Annotated in this window: 17 protein-coding genes and 1 riboswitch; of the genes, 9 read left to right on the forward strand and 8 right to left on the reverse strand. The window is 42.8% G+C overall.

The features are described from left to right. Positions 1 to 103: 103 nt before the first annotated feature. The 4 genes from purR (at position 104) to R7Z41_RS01560 (ending at position 3,334) form a co-directional block, all read left to right on the forward strand. Positions 104 to 1,108, forward strand: a complete 1,005-nt coding sequence (purR, locus tag R7Z41_RS01545; RefSeq protein WP_005378368.1) for an HTH-type transcriptional repressor PurR — start codon at positions 104 to 106, stop codon at positions 1,106 to 1,108. A 287-nt stretch (positions 1,109 to 1,395) separates the two neighbouring features. Beyond that, a riboswitch (cyclic di-GMP riboswitch) is annotated at positions 1,396 to 1,485 on the forward strand. A gap of 116 nt (positions 1,486 to 1,601) precedes the next feature. Beyond that, positions 1,602 to 2,192: a TfoX/Sxy family DNA transformation protein gene (locus R7Z41_RS01550; protein WP_005378367.1), complete on the forward strand. Its 591-nt coding sequence runs from the start codon at positions 1,602 to 1,604 to the stop codon at positions 2,190 to 2,192. Positions 2,193 to 2,306: 114 nt separating this feature from the next. After that, entirely contained in the window at positions 2,307 to 2,993 is a 687-nt protein-coding gene (locus R7Z41_RS01555; protein WP_005378366.1) for a TVP38/TMEM64 family protein, read from the forward strand. 20 nt (positions 2,994 to 3,013) lie between these two features. Beyond that, positions 3,014 to 3,334 carry a DUF2007 domain-containing protein gene (locus R7Z41_RS01560; protein WP_017820033.1) on the forward strand — a complete coding sequence of 107 codons (321 nt, stop codon included), beginning with the start codon at positions 3,014 to 3,016 and terminating at the stop codon, positions 3,332 to 3,334. A 31-nt stretch (positions 3,335 to 3,365) separates the two neighbouring features. Here R7Z41_RS01560 and R7Z41_RS01565 read toward each other — a convergent pair whose 3' ends face one another. The 4 genes from R7Z41_RS01565 to topA form a co-directional block, all read right to left on the reverse strand. Beyond that, a complete protein-coding gene (locus R7Z41_RS01565; RefSeq protein ID WP_017820032.1) occupies positions 3,366 to 4,169 on the reverse strand; it encodes an alpha/beta fold hydrolase in 804 nt (267 codons plus the stop codon). 109 nt (positions 4,170 to 4,278) lie between these two features. Then, positions 4,279 to 5,736 (reverse strand): glycogen synthase GlgA, encoded by a 1,458-nt coding sequence (glgA, locus tag R7Z41_RS01570; RefSeq protein WP_017820031.1) that lies wholly within the window; start codon positions 5,734 to 5,736, stop codon positions 4,279 to 4,281. Further along, the gene (gene glgC, locus R7Z41_RS01575) at positions 5,726 to 6,943 is read right to left on the reverse strand and encodes a glucose-1-phosphate adenylyltransferase (protein WP_017634726.1); all 1,218 of its coding nucleotides are present in this window, start codon (positions 6,941 to 6,943) and stop codon (positions 5,726 to 5,728) included. The genes glgA and glgC overlap by 11 nt, the downstream gene beginning before the upstream one ends. 608 nt (positions 6,944 to 7,551) lie before the next feature. Then, positions 7,552 to 10,182, reverse strand: coding sequence for a type I DNA topoisomerase (gene topA, locus R7Z41_RS01580; RefSeq protein WP_005378351.1), 2,631 nt, complete (start codon positions 10,180 to 10,182; stop codon positions 7,552 to 7,554). A 434-nt stretch (positions 10,183 to 10,616) separates the two neighbouring features. On the opposite strand from topA, the gene R7Z41_RS01585 reads away from it, so the two are divergent. Continuing rightward, complete coding sequence (locus tag R7Z41_RS01585) at positions 10,617 to 10,865, forward strand: YciN family protein (protein WP_005387884.1); 249 nt, start codon at positions 10,617 to 10,619, stop codon at positions 10,863 to 10,865. 63 nt (positions 10,866 to 10,928) lie between these two features. Here the strand turns inward: R7Z41_RS01585 and aroA are convergent, their stop codons facing one another. Both aroA and R7Z41_RS01595 read right to left on the reverse strand, forming a co-directional pair. After that, on the reverse strand, positions 10,929 to 12,209 hold the full coding sequence (gene aroA, locus R7Z41_RS01590) for a 3-phosphoshikimate 1-carboxyvinyltransferase (RefSeq protein WP_005387883.1): 1,281 nt from the start codon (positions 12,207 to 12,209) through the stop codon (positions 10,929 to 10,931). 290 nt (positions 12,210 to 12,499) lie between these two features. Beyond that, the gene (locus R7Z41_RS01595; RefSeq protein ID WP_005378348.1) at positions 12,500 to 12,976 is read right to left on the reverse strand and encodes a glycine zipper 2TM domain-containing protein; all 477 of its coding nucleotides are present in this window, start codon (positions 12,974 to 12,976) and stop codon (positions 12,500 to 12,502) included. A gap of 39 nt (positions 12,977 to 13,015) precedes the next feature. On the opposite strand from R7Z41_RS01595, the gene aat reads away from it, so the two are divergent. The 3 genes from aat (at position 13,016) to infA (ending at position 14,721) form a co-directional block, all read left to right on the forward strand. Then, positions 13,016 to 13,723, forward strand: coding sequence for a leucyl/phenylalanyl-tRNA--protein transferase (aat, locus tag R7Z41_RS01600; RefSeq protein ID WP_005378347.1), 708 nt, complete (start codon positions 13,016 to 13,018; stop codon positions 13,721 to 13,723). Beyond that, positions 13,720 to 14,421 carry an arginyltransferase gene (locus R7Z41_RS01605; protein ID WP_047100846.1) on the forward strand — a complete coding sequence of 234 codons (702 nt, stop codon included), beginning with the start codon at positions 13,720 to 13,722 and terminating at the stop codon, positions 14,419 to 14,421. The genes aat and R7Z41_RS01605 overlap by 4 nt, the downstream gene beginning before the upstream one ends. An 81-nt stretch (positions 14,422 to 14,502) precedes the next feature. After that, positions 14,503 to 14,721, forward strand: a complete 219-nt coding sequence (infA, locus tag R7Z41_RS01610; protein WP_001040192.1) for a translation initiation factor IF-1 — start codon at positions 14,503 to 14,505, stop codon at positions 14,719 to 14,721. Positions 14,722 to 14,856: 135 nt separating this feature from the next. Here the strand turns inward: infA and clpA are convergent, their stop codons facing one another. Next, positions 14,857 to 17,124 (reverse strand): ATP-dependent Clp protease ATP-binding subunit ClpA, encoded by a 2,268-nt coding sequence (clpA, locus tag R7Z41_RS01615; RefSeq protein ID WP_005387879.1) that lies wholly within the window; start codon positions 17,122 to 17,124, stop codon positions 14,857 to 14,859. 50 nt (positions 17,125 to 17,174) lie between these two features. Next, a complete protein-coding gene (gene clpS / locus R7Z41_RS01620; RefSeq protein ID WP_005378419.1) occupies positions 17,175 to 17,495 on the reverse strand; it encodes an ATP-dependent Clp protease adapter ClpS in 321 nt (106 codons plus the stop codon). A gap of 704 nt (positions 17,496 to 18,199) precedes the next feature. Between clpS and cspD the strand changes: the two genes are divergently transcribed. After that, a complete protein-coding gene (gene cspD / locus R7Z41_RS01625; protein ID WP_005378407.1) occupies positions 18,200 to 18,418 on the forward strand; it encodes a cold shock domain-containing protein CspD in 219 nt (72 codons plus the stop codon). Positions 18,419 to 18,527 lie beyond the last annotated feature (109 nt).

Here is an 18,527-nt window from a genome sequence, read left to right on the forward strand (position 1 = left end):
CGAGACACTTAGCGCCAATTTTATATTGCTAGGTGTGAAACCATTAGAGCATCAGGTACATCCAATACGACATATTTCAGTAGCTCGATACAGGACACCATTTATGGCCACGATAAAAGACGTTGCTCGCTTAGCCGGCGTTTCCACTACGACAGTTTCGCACGTTATCAATAAAACGCGTTTCGTTGCAGAAGCAACGCAAGAAAAAGTAATGAAAGCCGTTGACGAGCTGAATTACGCGCCAAGTGCCGTTGCACGCAGCCTAAAATGCAACTCAACTCGTACGATTGGCATGTTAGTAACTCAATCAACTAACCTATTTTTCTCAGAAGTGATTGATGGCGTTGAGAGCTACTGTTACCGCCAAGGCTATACTCTGATTTTATGTAACACAGGCGGGATTTACGAAAAACAACGCGATTACATTCGTATGCTGGCTGAAAAGCGCGTTGATGGCATCCTAGTGATGTGTTCTGACTTAACCGAAGAACTAAAAGAGATGCTTGACCGTCATGCGGACATTCCTAAAGTGGTCATGGATTGGGGCCCAGAGAGCTCGCAAGCAGACAAAATCATGGATAACTCAGAAGAAGGTGGCTACATTGCGACCAAACATCTGATTGACAATGGTCATACGGATATCGCTTGTCTAAGCGGTCATTTTGAAAAGCTTGCTTGCCAAGAGCGCATTGCAGGTTTCCGTCGCGCAATGAGCGAAGCGAACCTAGCTGTAAATGAAGACTGGATCCTTGAAGGTAACTTTGAATGTGATACGGCCGTATTAGTTGCAGATAAAATTACCGCAATGGACAAGCGCCCGACGGCGGTATTCTGTTTTAACGACACAATGGCTCTAGGCCTAATGAGCCGCTTGCAACAAAACGGGATCAAAATTCCTGAAGATATTTCAGTGATCGGCTACGACAACATCGAGCTTGCAGAATACTTCTCTCCACCGCTAACGACTATCCACCAACCTAAACGTCGTGTTGGTAAAAATGCATTCGAAATTCTACTTGAGCGTATCAAAGATAAAGAACACGAAAAACGAATTTTCGAAATGCAACCTGAGCTTGTAATTCGAAATACTGTGAAAAAAATGAACTAAATTTTACTGTATTTAACCGTGTTAAATAAGCGCTCTACAGGGGCGCTTATTTTTTTGGAAAAATTAAGCATTCTCTAATACTTCACACCACTCTAATAACAATTGACTAACGTTAACTCCCTGTTTTATATAAATGTAATATATATTAAGAACTCCTTTTCAAAGGCCAATTTGCACCTTTCCATATGCAAAATAGAGCATTCAATCTATCATTTTTATTGAACCGATATCACACTTTTAACGCTAAACCGTGATGTTAATTCAATATAAGAAGTATGCTCATTGTGTCACGCACAGGGCAAACCATTCGAAAGAGTGGGACGCAAAGCCTCCGGCCTGAACCATATTACGATATGGAAGGTAGCGGGGTTACCGATGGCAAGTGTGTAAGCAATGACTTTACTCTGTAATGACATTGTTTTTACGCATGTTTGCTACTCTCTCGGACCTGACTTTTGGTGGCGTAATATTAATTACACCGAGATAACAAAACATGGATAAACCGATACTCAAAGACTCTATGAAGCTATTTGAGGCACTTGGTAATATCAAGTCGCGCTCAATGTTTGGTGGCTTCGGACTATTCGCTGATGAAACAATGTTTGCACTAGTGGTAAACAATCAGCTTCATATCAGAGCAGACCAAAAAACTTCATCTGACTTCGAGAAACAAGGGCTAAAGCCTTACGTTTATAAAAAACGTGGCTTTCCAGTCGTTACAAAGTACTACGCTATTTCCAGCGATTTATGGGAATCAAGCGAACGCTTAATCGAAGTAGCGAATCAATCATTGAAAAAGGCAAAGCTTGAGAAAGAACAGCAAGCAAGTACAAAACCTAACCGTTTGAAAGATTTGCCTAACTTACGACTGGCTACCGAGCGCATGCTAAAAAAAGCCGGCATCGAATCCGTAGAGAAGCTTGAAGAGGAAGGTGCGCTTAACGCCTATAAAGCGATAAGAGATACGCACTCTGCAACCGTCAACATTGAGTTGCTATGGGCACTAGAAGGTGCTATCAACGGCACTCATTGGAGTGTGGTACCTCAAGCTCGCCGAGATGAGTTGATGAACGGCCTCCAATAAAAGTCGGCCTAAAAACTATCTTGTAAAACCGCAGTCTAATCTGCGGTTTTTTTGTGAAATTTTTTCGGTTTTCCTACTGTCTTATTACATATATCCCAAATTGGAATCAAAATTATGAATAAGAAACTGATATTAGGTCTCATCCTACTAGCGGCTATCGTCTTTTTAGGTATTAACTTTGGCCAGTATTTAACCTTAGAGAATGCAAAAGCCCAACAAGAAGCACTAACTACATACATCGATCAGAATTTTGTATTCTCGGCTGCGATTTACTTTTTTACCTACATTGCAATTACCGCTTTTTCTATCCCAGGAGCGGCAGTAGTCACCTTACTTGGTGCAGCCTTATTTGGTTTTTGGACAAGCTTGCTACTGGTTTCTTTCGCTAGCACTATGGGGGCAACACTGGCCTTCTTGAGCAGCCGATACTTATTGCGTGACTGGGTACAAAACAAATTCGGAAATAAACTCAACGCAATTAATCAAGGTGTCGAAAAAGACGGAGCTTTTTATCTATTTTCCTTGCGTCTAATCCCTGTATTCCCTTTCTTTCTAATCAACTTACTGATGGGCTTAACACCGATGTCTGTAGGTCGATTTTATCTCACTAGCCAAATAGGTATGCTGCCAGGCACAGCCGTATATCTGAATGCAGGTACTCAATTAGCAACAATTGAAAGCCTATCGGGCATTGTTTCACCCGCAGTATTAGCGTCTTTTGCGCTATTGGGACTATTTCCAATCATCACTAAATGGGTTATGAATAAAGTAAGGCCGACACCAAGTCAGCAAAACTCGTAATTGGTGAAGTGGGTATTTTGATGAAAATATTTATCGCTAAAAACCCAGCAGAAGCACACATTGTATGTGAGCTGCTTAAAGTGGAACAAATTTACTGTGAAGTTCGCGGAGAAGGTATTTTCGGCCTAAAAGGAGAACTGCCGTTTGGTGATGATACCGATCCTTATGTGTGGCTTTTTGACACGGCACAAAAGATGAAAGCTGAAGAAATAGTAAAAGCATATCGAAAACAATCCGATAGGCATGAGTATCAAGATTGGCAATGCCCAAAATGTCATGAAATAAACGAAGGGCAATTTGGTGCATGTTGGCAATGTGGATATCAACTAGGAGAGCTATAGCGGCTCTCCTATTCAGTGGATGCACTCAGTTTTAAGCACATACAGCTTGCTGTTTAATAAACTCGATGGAGTGTTGATTGAAGTCTTCTGGACGCTCTACATTGCATACATGACCACAATTCGGGATTTCTCGTAGAATGCTGAGCTTATGTGCTGCAACCATTTCTTTGACAGGTTTAATAAACATGTAATCCCTGTCGCCCATTAAGTAAAGAGTCGGAATGGGTAACTCTCGATCTTTAAAATATTTCATTAACGGATTTACATCAGCGGCAAGAATAAACCAACGTTTAAATTCTTTTTGGCAAAGCTTCTTGGCTTCGCGAATAAAAAGGTGGCGAGATTCTCGTTGGCTTCTTTGAGGCATAACAATATAAGCGAACAGTTTGTAGAGCCACATGTACGGTAGGATATGCTTACAAAAATTACCTAATTTCACCAATATCTGAGAACGAGTGTTAAGCCTTGTGACAGCACCGCCGAGCACCATCGAACGTACGCGCTCTGATGACAATTCAGCAAGGTTTCGAACAATAATAGTACCAAGCGACATACCGACAAAATGAGCGGATTGGATCTTTAAATGGTCCAATACTTTCAAAATATCTTGGGTAACTTCCGTAAAGGTATAACGGCTAGCAATGAGCTCTTTAAGTAACTGATTTGACTTTCCATGCCCTCTTAAATCGATCAGCAATAAGTTAAAGTGTTGCTTGTAAGCTTTAATTTGCTTGAACCAGATAGAAGAGCTACCACCAGCACCGTGCACAAATACAACCCACTCATTACTAGTAGGGTGCAAATAGGTTTTATGAAAAAGTAGCGGCTGGGTCATATTGAGTATCAAAAAGATCGTGCTATTGAGTAAAAAGCCATCCTACCACACTCCCCTTACTCAAGATAATAAAGGCACCTCATTCGGTGCCTTTCGTTACAATTTTAAGTCAAACTAACGCTGAGTGGTAAAGCTGCAAATAAGATTCTGCGGCCTTTTGCCAACAAAAGTCTTGTTGCATCGCGTGCAACTGTACTTTATTCACTTCAGGCTCGTTTTGAGCGTAGAGCAACAGTGCCCTTAGCATCGTTAACAACAATGCCTGCGGTGTCGGTTCGAAAAAAACAAACCCCGTTGCTTCAGATGGGTTTACATCATAATCGCTAACGCTGTCCTTTAAGCCACCAACACCGCGTACTATCGGTAATGTCCCATAAGCCATACTATAGATTTGGTTTAAGCCACATGGTTCAAACTCAGAAGGCATCAAGAAGAAATCAGAACCAGCTTCAACGATATGCGCAAGTTCATTGTCATACGCTTCTACAAAGGCAAATTTGCTAGAAAACTGCGCGGCAACCTCTCGTAACTGAGCGGCAAGAACAGGGTCTCCGGTCCCAACGACAACTAGCTGAACATCGTGCTTCAAAAAGTCGGCCAAAGCAGGCAACAAGTAATGAACGCCTTTCTGCTGGGTCAACCGACAAACCATACCGAACATAGCTACATTTTTTTCGGGCAAATTTAGTCGTTGTTGTAATGCTTTTTTACAAGCTTTCTTCCCTTGCGACATACTTTGCTGGTCGGCGCAGTAATTAACCGGCAAGTAGGTATCAGTTTCCGGATTCCAAGCGCTGTAATCACAACCATTCAAGATGCCGACTAAGTCCTGCGCACGTTGCTGAAACTCCCAAGCCATGCCGTGACTGCCAAGCTCTGTTTTTAGTTCCTCTGCGTACGTAGGGCTAACCGCGTTTATCTTATCTGCATTCATTACACCAGCTTTAAGCATCGTAATATGCGTTGCACTCACCGCAGCATCGGGAACGTTTCTACAATGAAACTCTGGCAAACACTGCACGTCTTCATAACTAAATACGCCTTTAAAGACCGCATTGTGAATTGAAATGACGCTTTTAGTATGAGCAAAAAACGGATCATTGCCATACCTGTGCTTGAGCAAAAATGGAACAAGACCTGTGTGCCAATCGTTCGCGTGTATGATATTAGGTTGAAAGGCGAGCTTGGGTAACATATCGAGACATGCTGCACTAAAAAACGCAAAGCGCTCGCCGTTATCAGTATACGCTTGGTTGTTCTCCGCATACATTGATGGTCGATTGAAATACGGCGGACAATCAATCAGGTAAACAGGATTTTGACCTAACATGAGCCGCAAAACTCGATACTCCGTATGCGGCCATGATGTTAATTCTGTTTCTAATACAACTTCTGCGTCTGCGAGTTTATCAATACTACTGTACGCAGGGATGGTAATTCTTACGTCTTGCTGTAGGTTTTGAAGGGCTTCCGGTAGTGCCTTGGCAACATCTGCCAAGCCACCACTTTTAATGAGGCCTTCAACCTCAGAAGCTACAAACAGAATAGATAAGTTGTTAGTAGCCAACTCGAGCTCCTTTCGGAATAACAACAATGCCCTCCTCAGACACGTGGAAGTGTTTTTTATCTTCTTGAAGATTCACACCAATCTGAGTACCAGGAGCAATATCGGCATCCTTGTCGACAATCACACGACGTAAAACACAGCCTTCGCCAATTTTTACGTCACCAAGAAGTATACATTCGCTGATATCGCAAGCAGAAGCAATATTACTGCGAAAACCAAGCACCGACTTTTCGATTCTTGAGCCTCTAACATAGCTGCCATTACACACTAAACTATCGATTATCTGCACACGACCATTATCAGAGTCGGTAAATGTCGCAGGTGGCAATGGTGGGTAGTAGGTGTGCAATGGCCATTTACGGTTGTACAGCGAAAATGGAGCATCTTTTTCTAGCAGATCCATATGCGCTTGCCAGTACGCATCAATAGTTCCGACATCACGCCAGTACACCTCTTCTTTTTCGCCACTGATTTTGTTGGTACTGAAGTCATACACGAACACATCACCTCTAGGGAACATCTTTGGAATGATGTCCTTTCCAAAATCATGTGATGAAGCTTCATTATCCGCATCTTCGACCAACTCTGAGAACAGTACCTGAGCTTCAAAAACATAGTTACCCATTGAAACTAAAGCGTAATCAGGGTCACCAGGAATCGACTTTGGATTTGCTGGTTTTTCTTCAAAGCCAATCATACGACCTTCACTATCCACTTCGATAACCCCAAATTGCGACGCCTCTTTTAGTGGCATGCGCAATGCAGATACCGTCAGAGAAGCCTGCTTTTCTGAGTGGAAGTTCAGCATTTGTTTGATATCCATCTTATAGATATGGTCAGAGCCAAAAATACAAACTTGCTCTGGTTCCTCTAATTCCATAAAACGCAGGTTTTGATAGATCGCGTCCGCCGTCCCTTCGTACCAACGTTTACCAGTACGCATTTGAGCGGGAATAGGATCGATAAAGCGGTCTGTAATGCCGTTGATGTTCCACCCCTTTTTTAAGTGATGGAATAAAGATTGAGATTTAAATTGGGTTAGGACGTAAATGCGCATCAGATCCGCATTAACAAAATTGTTTAGAGCAAAATCGATCAATCGATAACTACCACCAAACGGTACCGAAGGTTTACTGCGAGATTCCGTTAAAGGTCTCAAACGAGAGCCTTCACCACCAGCAAGAATCATTCCCAAAACACCAGCCATTTGTTGTTCTCCATATCGTTATAGCTTGGATTTGGTACTCGCTTGAATGAGTCATACTCGGGGAGTCAAGCGAATACATTTAGCAACCGTCTCTGAGTTTCTGTGAACTCTTACAACACGGATAAAAAAGCTACGGCACTTCCAGTATGCAACGTCCACTCTTTCCTTATTTTTTGACGCAAACAATGCACACAGTTGCACTAATTTTTGTAATAAATTATCTAAGCGGGTTCTAAATTACAATTTTTAATACGCCATTCTGTGTACCATACAGCTCTTGCGTACTCAAGACGATATCTAGATCACACATGGAAAAGCAAACGATTACATTGTGAAAACAATTTACGAACGGATTCACTACACCACCGATTTTTTAGCCCAATGTATAACAAATATGTGAATGCAAAATGAAAGTTACAACGAATATTTTTTACATAAAAAATACATCAGCGACTACGAAATATTGATGCTGGGATCTTCTCGCGTCAGCAAAACTCAGTCAAAGCAGCAAAGATCTATACGAACAACACAGTGGCCTTTACGCAAAAACAAAACGCAAAAAAGGCAGCGATATCGCTGCCTTTTTACATTACTTAGATCGTACGTTATTATGCTTTCGCTTTTTTACGCTTATCAGTGACTTCCCACTTACCGTCAACAAAGAGCGCTGTCCAACCAGATGGTTTGCCATTCTCTTCCGAACGAACGTAGTTCTCTTTTGTTTTGCGACTAAAGCGTACGACTGCAGGACGACCATCAGGATCTTCTTGCGGTGCGGTCGCTAGGTATTTGAACTTCTCAGGTAAACGCTCTTCAAAACGTGCCAGTTCAGCAACCAAAGGAGCACGTGTCTCGCGCGATTTCGGGAAGTTGCTTGCCGCCATAAATAGACCTGAAGCACCATCACGAAGTACGAAATACGCATCTGAGTTTTCACATGGCAACTCGGGGAAATGAACAGGATCTTCTTTCGGTGGCGCGACTTCGCCATTCTTAAGAATCTTACGAGTGTTCTTACACGTTTCGCTCGTACAATCCATGTATTTACCAAAGCGACCGTTCTTAAGCACCATATCAGAGCCACATTTGTCACACTCAACAACTGGACCATCGTAGCCTTTTACTTTGAACTCGCCGTATTCAACAAGGTAGCCTTCACAATTCGGGTTATTACCACAAACATGCATCTTACGCTTGTCATCAATCAGGTATGCGTCCATCGCTGTTTCACAGATCGGACAACGCTTTTTAGCACGAAGAGCTGCGGTTTCAACGTCTTCTTCTAGAACGTTAATAATACCTTCTTCGTCACCCAAGTTGATGGTTGTCTTACAACGCTCTTTTGGTGGTAACGCGTAACCTGAACAGCCTAAGAACACACCTGTCGAAGCAGTACGGATGCCCATTGGACGGCTACACGTCGGACACTCGATATCCGTCATGACGATGTGGTTTAACTTCATACCGCCTTCTGACTCATCCAGCTCCGCTTTTTCAAGATCGCCAGTAAAATCAGCAAAGAAGTTGTCTAACACAGCTTTCCAGTTCACTTCACCTTCAGCGATTTGGTCCAATTTCTGTTCCATACGCGCAGTAAAGTCGTAGTTCATCAAATCGTTAAAGCTGTCATCAAGGCGGTCAGTAACAATTTCACCCATTTTTTCAGCGTAGAAACGGCGCTGATCAACTTTCACATAGCCACGATCTTGAATCGTAGAAATGATCGATGCGTAAGTCGACGGACGACCAATGCCTCGTTTCTCCAGCTCTTTAACCAGTGCTGCTTCAGTGTAACGCGCAGGTGGCTTTGTAAAGTGCTGTTTAGGGTCAAGTGACTCTAAGCTTAGCTTATCGCCAAGTTGTACCGCTGGAAGGATTGTATCCTCGTTTTTGCCCATTGGACGCTGTACACGAGTCCAGCCGTCAAATTTAAGGATACGACCTTTCGCTTTAAGCGTGTATTCTGCCGCTTTTACGCTGATGGTTGTTGAATCGTATTCTGCTGGCGTCATTTGACACGCTACAAACTGATTCCAAATCAAAGCATAAAGTTTGTGCGCATCAGCATCGACACCTTGCAGGTCTTCCGCCTTAACACCCACATTTGAAGGACGGATCGCTTCGTGCGCTTCCTGTGCCCCTTCTTTGCTACCGTACGTCAATGGTTTCGCTGGCAGGTACTTATCACCAAACTCAGAACCAATAAAGTCACGTACAGCGTCCACAGCCTCGGCACTTAGGTTAGTCGAGTCAGTACGCATGTAAGTGATGTAACCGGCCTCATAGAGGCGCTGAGCTAGCATCATGGTCTTTTTCACGCCGTAGCCCAGACGTGTACTCGCTGCCTGTTGAAGCGTAGAGGTGATGTAAGGTGCTGAAGGCTTGCTCTTTGTAGGACGGTCTTCACGCTTACATACTTCGTAACTTGCATTCTCAAGTACAGACATCGCTGCTTTGGTTTCTGCCTCATTAACTGGCTTAAACGCAGAACCGTCTTTCTGCGCAACAAGCAGTTTAAAGTCCGCTTTGTCTTTCGTTTTCGTATTCGCATGAATGTCCCAGAATTCTTCTGGTACAAACGCGTTAATCTCACGCTCACGCTCAACTAACAATTTCACCGCAACAGACTGCACTCGACCAGCAGATAAGCCACGAGCCACTTTTTTCCAAAGTAAAGGTGAAACCATAAAACCAACGACACGGTCCATGAAGCGACGTGCTTGTTGGGCATTTACACCATCCATGTTCAGCTCGCCAGGTGTCTGGAAAGCTTGTTGGATCGCGTTTTTCGTAATTTCGTTAAAAACTACACGTTTGTATCGCTCTTCATCGCCACCGATGATCTCACGAAGGTGCCATGCGATTGCTTCCCCTTCGCGGTCCAAATCGGTTGCGAGATAAACGCAATCTGCGTCTTTGGCGAGTTTTTGTAGTTCGTTGACAACTTTTTCTTTGCCTGGAAGGATTTGGTAATTCGCTTCCCAGTCATGATATGGGTTAATCCCCATTTTTTTGATCAACGCTTTGCGGTCTTTCTCTTTTTTAACGCGCGCTTTCTCTTCCGGACTCATCCCTTTAGTTGAGATGGCTGCGGCTTTTTTCTCACCAGTGCTTTGACCGGCCGTAGGCAGATCACGCACATGACCAACACTAGACTTAACAATAAAGTCTTTACCAAGGTACTTATTTATCGTCTTTGCCTTGGCTGGTGACTCCACTATAACGAGTGATTTACCCATAACTGACTCTAACGTCCTTCATAATAATGCGGGTAGAAACCTTGTTTAAAGGCCACCCGCATAATGTTCTATTTCATTGCTTCTTTTTTTACTATTGTGCGAGATGAAAAGAAGATCAACTGCTTTTTTGAAATTCAGATCCGATTGGTTGACAATTCATCGTCTTTATACTTCAAAGAGACAGGGTTCTGAAAGGTATTGAGCGGCATATCTAAACAGGCAAACTTAGCATCCGCTAATCCAATGCAATAAATTTTGTTACCCATCACAAAATAGTTTGGTTCAATGCTCTGCCATCTTCCTTCGCATCATGCTTATACTCTAAAAATTGATCTGTTTAGTCTTACTGAACGATTGACTGAATTAATCATGCAAACCCATTTTAGTTGTAGGTATACTCAGCGTTCTTAACTGAATAGGATGGTAGAAAGAATATGTCTGATAGAACGTTTATCGAAGAGTTCGACCTTCTTTTGATCGCTAACCAAATCATCCAAGAGCACGATGATTACATCGAGGGGATGCGAGCAACAAGCGTAGAAGAAAAAGAAGGTGTTTTAGTTTTTAAAGGTGAATACTTCCTTGATGACAAAGGTTTACCAACTTCAAATACGACTGCAGTATTCAATATGTTCAAATACTTAGCGCATCACCTTTCTAAGGAATTTACGCTGGTTAAATAGTATTGGGAAACAAAAAAGCCAGAGTGTTATTCACTCTGGCTTTCCTGTTTTAGGTCAGAATATTTAGCAGCTTAAAGCCTTAAGTTTGTCGAAGTAGTCAGGGAACGTTTTCGACGTACACTTTGGATCGTTAATCGTCACAGGCGTATCACTAAGTGCCACCAGCGAAAAACACATCGCCATACGATGATCATCGTAAGTATCAATCGCTGCATGCTTTAACTGAGAGACAGGTTTGACGATGATGTAGTCTTCCCCTTCTTCCACTTCCGCACCAACTTTACGTAACTCAGTCGCCATAGCTGACAAACGGTCTGTTTCTTTTACACGCCAGTTATAAACGTTACGAATAGCGGTAGTGCCTTCGGCAAATAACGCTGTTGTCGCGATGGTCATTGCAGCATCAGGGATATGGTTGTAATCCATATCAATGCCTTTTAATTGACCAACACGTGAAATTACGTAGTCATCACCCCATTCAATTTCTGCACCCATTTTTTCAAGCGCATCAGCAAATTGAATATCACCTTGAATGCTGTTTTTACCGATACCCGTGACTTTAACTTCTCCGCCTTTGATGGCTGCCGCCGCCAAGAAGTAAGAAGCAGAAGACGCGTCACCTTCAACCAAGAAATCACCTGGAGCGATGTATTGCTGACCGGCTGGGATCACAAACTCTTGATAGTCGTTGTTGATCACATCGACTCCAAACTGCTTCATGATATGCAGGGTGATATCGATATAAGGCTTAGAAACCAAATCGCCTTCGATGTTGATGCGAATTTCACCTTCAGCCAATGGCGCAGACATTAAGAAAGCGGTCAAGAACTGACTTGAAATGGACCCATCGATAGAAACTGTACCTGCTTTTAGGCCAGTACCAATTATTTTGAGAGGCGGAAAGTTCTCGTTTTCCATGTACTCAACGTTCGCACCAGCATCTTTCAGTGCCGTGACAAGGTGACCAATTGGACGCTCTTTCATACGAGGTTCGCCCGTCAGTACATACTCCCCTTCTCCAAGACAAAGAGCCGCAGCTAATGGTCGCATCGCAGTGCCAGCATTGCCGAGAAATAACTCTACCGGCTCTGAGACAGAAAACGGACGCCCAAGACCTTCAACGAGACATTCTGTTTTATCTTCGGAAAGTTGGTATTGAACGCCTAGTTTAGTCAGCGCATTCAGCATATGACGGATATCATCACTGTCGAGGAGATTAGTAAGGCGAGTTCTGCCTTTAGCAAGAGCAGCAAGTAAAAGAGCTCGATTAGAAACGCTTTTAGAGCCAGGAAGGTTCACTTCCCCTTGAATTTTATTGATAGGTTGTAACGTTAGGCTTTCCATTAAAAGTTGATAATCCTTTGTGCCCTCAACATACGATTTTTTATGAGGGCTAAACAATTCTTCGTGAATTCAGACTACCCAAAAAAACACGACAAAACCAGAGTAAATCGGTGCTAATTTATGAATATCCTCAAGCAGCCTAAAGATACAGAATTAAAGGCATTGCCAGCGATGTAAATCAGAGCGAAAGAAGCACGGCGAAACAGCAAACTATTTCGACTTTATTTGACGATAAGCCAGCCCGACTGTACATGCCTGATTAGGCTTCGTTAGGCTAAAACAACCTAGGGTTAATAAGTGATATCAACCCTGACTCCATCATCAAAATATAAAATACGAACTTCATCCCCTCGACTAAATAACATATTTTTATCAACATCTTGGATGACATTAATTAGCTTATCACCCTTCACTTTGATGAGTAGCTCAACTAACTTATATTCAACCGTGTATTGGTAATTACTTTGGTTTTGAGCAACTGCGGCACCTGCAAGCGCACCCACTGCCGTCGCGACTTCTCTTCCCGTACCGCCACCAAATTGATTACCGACTAAACCACCGATAGTGGCACCAAGTAGTGTCTTCCAACCGTTACTTTTCGATTGAACAACCTCTTGTTGAGTAATATAACGGACAGAGTCAATCTTCCCGTAAACTACTTCATTAACTGGCTTGGCAACATTTCTTTCATAGGCTGCGTTGGCGACAAGTGGTAAAAACAGTATGATCCCAAGCCATACTTTTACGATATTTCTTAACCAGGTCATCATAAACTCCTCTGACTCCAATGTTGGTAACGACTTCTTATGGCTATTTATTTAACTGAACTCGATGAAACGTTCAACTTCCCCTCACCCTATAAAGCACTCAGCGACCCAAATGGTTTGCTGGCTTTTGGTGGTGACTTAAACCCCATGAGAATCCTCAATGGTTACTATCAAGGCATTTTCCCTTGGTATGGTCCTGGTGAACCTATTTTATGGTGGAGCCCTTCTCCGCGCGCTGTGTTTGACCCATTGCAGTTTAAGCCATCTAAAAGTCTCAAAAAGTTTCAGCGTAAACATAACTATAAAGTAACACTCAATTTCGCGACAGAAGAAGTGATTAGACTATGTTCTTCAACACGCCCTGCAGAGGAAACATGGCTCAACGAGGAAATGCAAACTTCCTACATTGAGTTAGCCAAACTTGGTCACTGTCACTCTGTAGAAGTATGGCATGACAACAACCTGATTGGCGGACTATATGGCATTTGCGTGGGCCAACTTTTTTGCGGGGAGTCGATGTTTAGCCTAAAAGATAACGCATCCAAAATTGCATTGTGGTACTTATGCAACCATTTGGCGTCAAAGCAAGGTCAATTAATCGATTGCCAAGTTATGAATTCTCACTTGGCATCACTTGGCGCATTTGAACTTGAGCGTGACGAATTTATGCAAAAACTACTATCTTTAAGAGAAAAGCAAACACTATTTGATGCCTATCAACCCCAAGTTTTGCAGGATTCAGTATGAGTACGGATATACAACATATTCGAATAGGGTTGACGAATAATCACCCTTGTAGTTATTTGCCTGAACGGCAAGAGCGGGTTGCGGTGGCGCTTGATGAAAGGCTGCATACTGAAGAAAATTACCAGTTGCTCATGGCTAACGGTTTTCGTCGTAGCGGAGATACCATATATAAACCGCATTGCGAGCATTGCACCGCTTGCCAGCCAATTCGAGTCTCGATTCCAGACGTTAGATTATCAAAAAGTCAGAAGAGGCTGCTTAATAAAGCACAGTCTTTACGCTGGGAAATGAAACCTGAAATGGATGAGGAATGGTTTGAGCTTTACAGTCGGTACATCTGCAAACGGCATAGAAACGGCACTATGTACCCACCAAAGCGTGATGAGTTTGCTCGATTTGCTCAAACCAGCTGGCTGACAACGTCGTTTTTACACATTTACGATGAATCAGATCAATTGCTCGCCATTGCAGTGACAGATTTGATGCCACAATGCTCGAGTGCTTTTTATACTTTTTTTGACCCTGACTACGAGTTATCTCTTGGCACGTTAGCAGTGCTTTATCAAATTAAATACTGCCAAGAAAACAAACAACAGTGGCTATATTTGGGATATCAGATTGATGAGTGCCCAGCAATGAGCTACAAAACACGCTTTCAACGCCACCAAAGGCTAGTAAATCAGCGTTGGCGAGGGTAGAATACGCCTCAACTTTACATAATTACTATTTAGCGGCAGAATATAGCCCGCTAATATTGCCTAATTTCTAAAGAGGATTAAATGGCTAAAGAAGACGTAATCGAGATGCAAGGCACTGTCCTTGACACTCTACCAAACACTATGTTCCGTGTTGAACTTGAAAACGGTCACGTTGTGACTGCTCACATCTCTGGCAAGATGCGTAAGAACTACATCCGTATCCTAACGGGTGACAAAGTAACTGTAGAGATGACTCCATACGACCTGTCAAAAGGCCGCATCGTCTTCCGCGCTCGTTAATCTCTGATTTTCGGATGCAATAAAAAACGGAGCAAGCTGCTCCGTTTTTTATTGCACAATTTTTTCCGATTTAGTTCAGATAAAAAAAAGCGTACGATCTTCTCGTACGCTTTTGCGTTTGTTACCGACTAACGATTAATGCATCGCTGTCTCTTTCTCACTTAAGTATTCAAACTCAAGCGTATCGTTGACCAGCGTTACCTTCACTGTACCGCCGTCAACTAAAGATCCAAACAACAGTTCGTTAGCCAAAGGCTTCTTAAGCTGTTCTTGGATAACACGCCCCATTGGGCGAGCCCCCATAGCTTTGTCATAACCTTTATGTGCTAACCAATGGCGAGCGTCTTGCGATACTTCCATTGAAACGCCTCTCGCATCAAGTTGCACTTGCAGTTCAACAATGAACTTATCAACCACTTGATGGATAACGCTTTCATCAAGGCTGTTAAACCAGATGATGTTATCAAGACGGTTACGGAACTCAGGAGTAAACACCTTCTTAATTTCCGCCATTGCATCATGACTGTTGTCTTGTTGAATCAAACCAATTGATTTCTTCTCGGTTTCCGCCACTCCTGCGTTAGTTGTCATAACAAGAATGACATTACGGAAGTCTGCTTTGCGACCATTGTTGTCCGTTAGCGTACCGTTATCCATGACTTGCAACAGCAGGTTAAAGATATCAGGGTGCGCTTTTTCAATCTCATCAAGTAATACGACTGAATGTGGGTGCTTAATAACAGCATCAGTTAGCAAACCACCTTGGTCATAACCGACATAACCAGGAGGCGCACCAATTAAGCGACTTACGGAGTGACGCTCACCATACTCAGACATATCAAAACGAAGTAGCTCGATACCTAGAAGCTTAGATAACTGCACCGTCACCTCTGTTTTACCAACCCCTGTTGGGCCTGCAAACAAGAATGAACCAACAGGTTTGTTGTCTACACCTAAACCTGCACGTGTCAGCTTGATCGCCTCGGATAATGCATCAATCGCATTATCTTGACCGAATACCAACATCTTCATTTTGCTATCTAAGTTTTTCAAAATGTCTTTATCTGAAGAAGAAACCGACTTCTCTGGAATTCGCGCCATTTTGGCAACCATTGATTCGATATCAGCCACTCCGACCGTTTTTTTACGACGGCTTGCAGGAGCAAGACGACTACGAGCACCAGCTTCATCAATGACATCAATGGCCTTATCTGGTAGATGGCGTTCATTAATGTATTTAGCCGACAGTTCTACCGCGGCACGCAGTGCTTTATTGGTATAACGTACTTCATGGTGAGCTTCGTACTTCGGCTTCAAGCCCATCAAGATTTTAGTTGTATCATCCAATGAGGGCTCTACAACGTCTATCTTTTGGAAACGGCGAGACAGCGCACGCTCTTTCTCGAAAATGTTGCTGTATTCTTGGTATGTCGTCGAACCAATACAACGCAACTTACCACTACTTAAAAGAGGCTTAATAAGATTTGCTGCATCGACTTGACCACCAGATGCCGCGCCTGCACCGATGATGGTATGTATTTCATCGATGAACAAAATGGCATCTTCTTCTTTTTCAAGTTGTTTCAAAATCGCCTTGAAGCGCTTTTCAAAATCACCGCGATATTTGGTACCAGCGAGCAAAGAGCCAATATCTAGTGAATAAATCACGCTGTTTTGAATGACCTCAGGGACCTGCCCTTCAACAATTCTCCATGCAAGACCTTCCGCAATGGCTGTTTTACCAACCCCTGCCTCACCCACTAGTAGGGGATTATTCTTGCGGCGTCGACAAAGTACCTGAATAGTGCGCTCTAACTCTTTATCACGTCCAATGAGTGGGTCGATGTTTCCATCTTTAGCGACTTGATTAAGATTCGTCGCAAAGCTTTCTAGGCGTTCTTCAGAATTAGGCTCTTCAACACTTTCTGAGCTAAACGAGTCTGATGATGAATCCTCACCTGCACCTGATGCTTTAGTAATACCGTGGGAGATGAAATTAACAATATCTAATCGGGAGATGTCATTTTTCTTCAGTAGGTAAGCGGCATGCGACTCTTGCTCACTGAAGATAGCAACAAGCACGTTGGCGCCTGTTACTTCATTACGACCAGACGACTGTACATGAAAGACGGCGCGTTGTAGTACACGTTGAAAACTCAAAGTCGGCTGCGTTTCACGCGTCTCATCACTATCTGGGATAAGAGGCGTAGTTTGATCGATGAAAATATCGAGTTCGTTGCGTAAAGCGTCAAGATCCGCCTTACAAGCTAGAAGGGCTTCCTTAGCTGCATCATTTTCCAACAATGCAAGTAGGAGGTGTTCGACAGTCATAAACTCGTGGCGTTTATCTCGCGCCCGAGCAAATGCACCGTTAAGGCTTGACTCTAGTTCTTTATTTAGCATAAGTACCTCCCGAAAAAACAACTGGGGTTGTTCGAGCAAGTCTTCTTTGTTTACGCTTGCTCCATAGTGCAAAGTAGCGGATGTTCATTTTCCCTTGCGTACATCGTAACTTGCGCTACTTTTGTTTCGGCAATTTCTGCGCTGTATGTGCCGCAAATTGCCTTTCCTTCATAGTGGACCTGAAGCATGATTTGAGTTGCTTTATCAATATCATGTGAGAAAAATCGCTCAAGCACCTCTATGACGAAATCCATAGGTGTATAGTCATCATTATTGAGTACGACATTGTACAGCTTAGGTGGCTGGACTTTCGTACTTTCTCGCTCCAGAAGATCAGAGTCCGGAGTGACCCATTCAAAATTTTTACTCATGGCAATCTAAAGATATCGTATCAAAGGGTTGATGTTTTCGACCTATAAAAACAATCTACCACAAGCGTGCAGCGCGGTGTAGTGAGTTATGGCACCGAATTCGATCTTTGATCGATAAAAGTTGCTACCTAATATAGAGACTAATGCACGTCTTGATACGGCGCAAATAAAAGATGCTTGTCGATAAGTTACACATTTTTTCTTATAAAAGAACTTTCTATTTATTGCTTTTGGACTATTGCAAACCACCCCATCATCTTCTATCTGGATCACACTTCCTCATTGAGAATACGGTAATTATCACGAAAACTTCATTTTTTATTCAGTCAGAGGATTCTTCTCCCATAAGCAACACGGACAGTATGGCTTTTTCAGTATGAGCCACTTCATAGGCAAATTGACTAAACTTCTGCGTATATACGAAAAACTGTTTGCAAATTTGTTAATCTCAAAAGTGATTTGTTTTCAATTATGTTTCTGTTTGTTGCTCACTGCTATTGACTGTCGAAATTCATTGACTACAGTGGAAAGTGTCGATGCATAAATCATCATTTTGAAACTTCTCTTCTTTAAGTGGTTTGATGAATGTGACTTATCATTGATTTGACGTTTGTTGGCATTCGCTGACAATGGTAGTACCAAGTTAAAGGTATAACTTGGTTGCAGTAACAACATCAGTAAAAAATGCATGAGGGATGTAAAGCATGGCTACAGGTACAGTAAAGTGGTTTAACAATGCCAAAGGATTTGGGTTTATTTGTTCAGATGAAGAAGAGGGAGATATCTTTGCCCACTACTCAACTATCCAGATGGACGGTTATCGTACACTGAAAGCAGGCCAACAAGTCTCTTACGAGATTGAAAAAGGTCCCAAAGGCTGTCACGCGAGTAGCGTCGTGCCTCTTGAAGGCCAAGCCAAATAATTAGAGCGCTGTCGAAATATAAAAATATTGCTCTCGAAACACCACGTTGATGTTTTGAAGAGAAAAATAAACCCGCCAAGATAGCGGGTTTCTTACTATTTAGAGCACG

Origin of the sequence: Vibrio sp. 1457, assembly GCF_033340195.1 — a bacterium.
In the GTDB taxonomy this organism is placed as follows: Bacteria; Pseudomonadota; Gammaproteobacteria; order Enterobacterales; family Vibrionaceae; genus Vibrio; species Vibrio alginolyticus.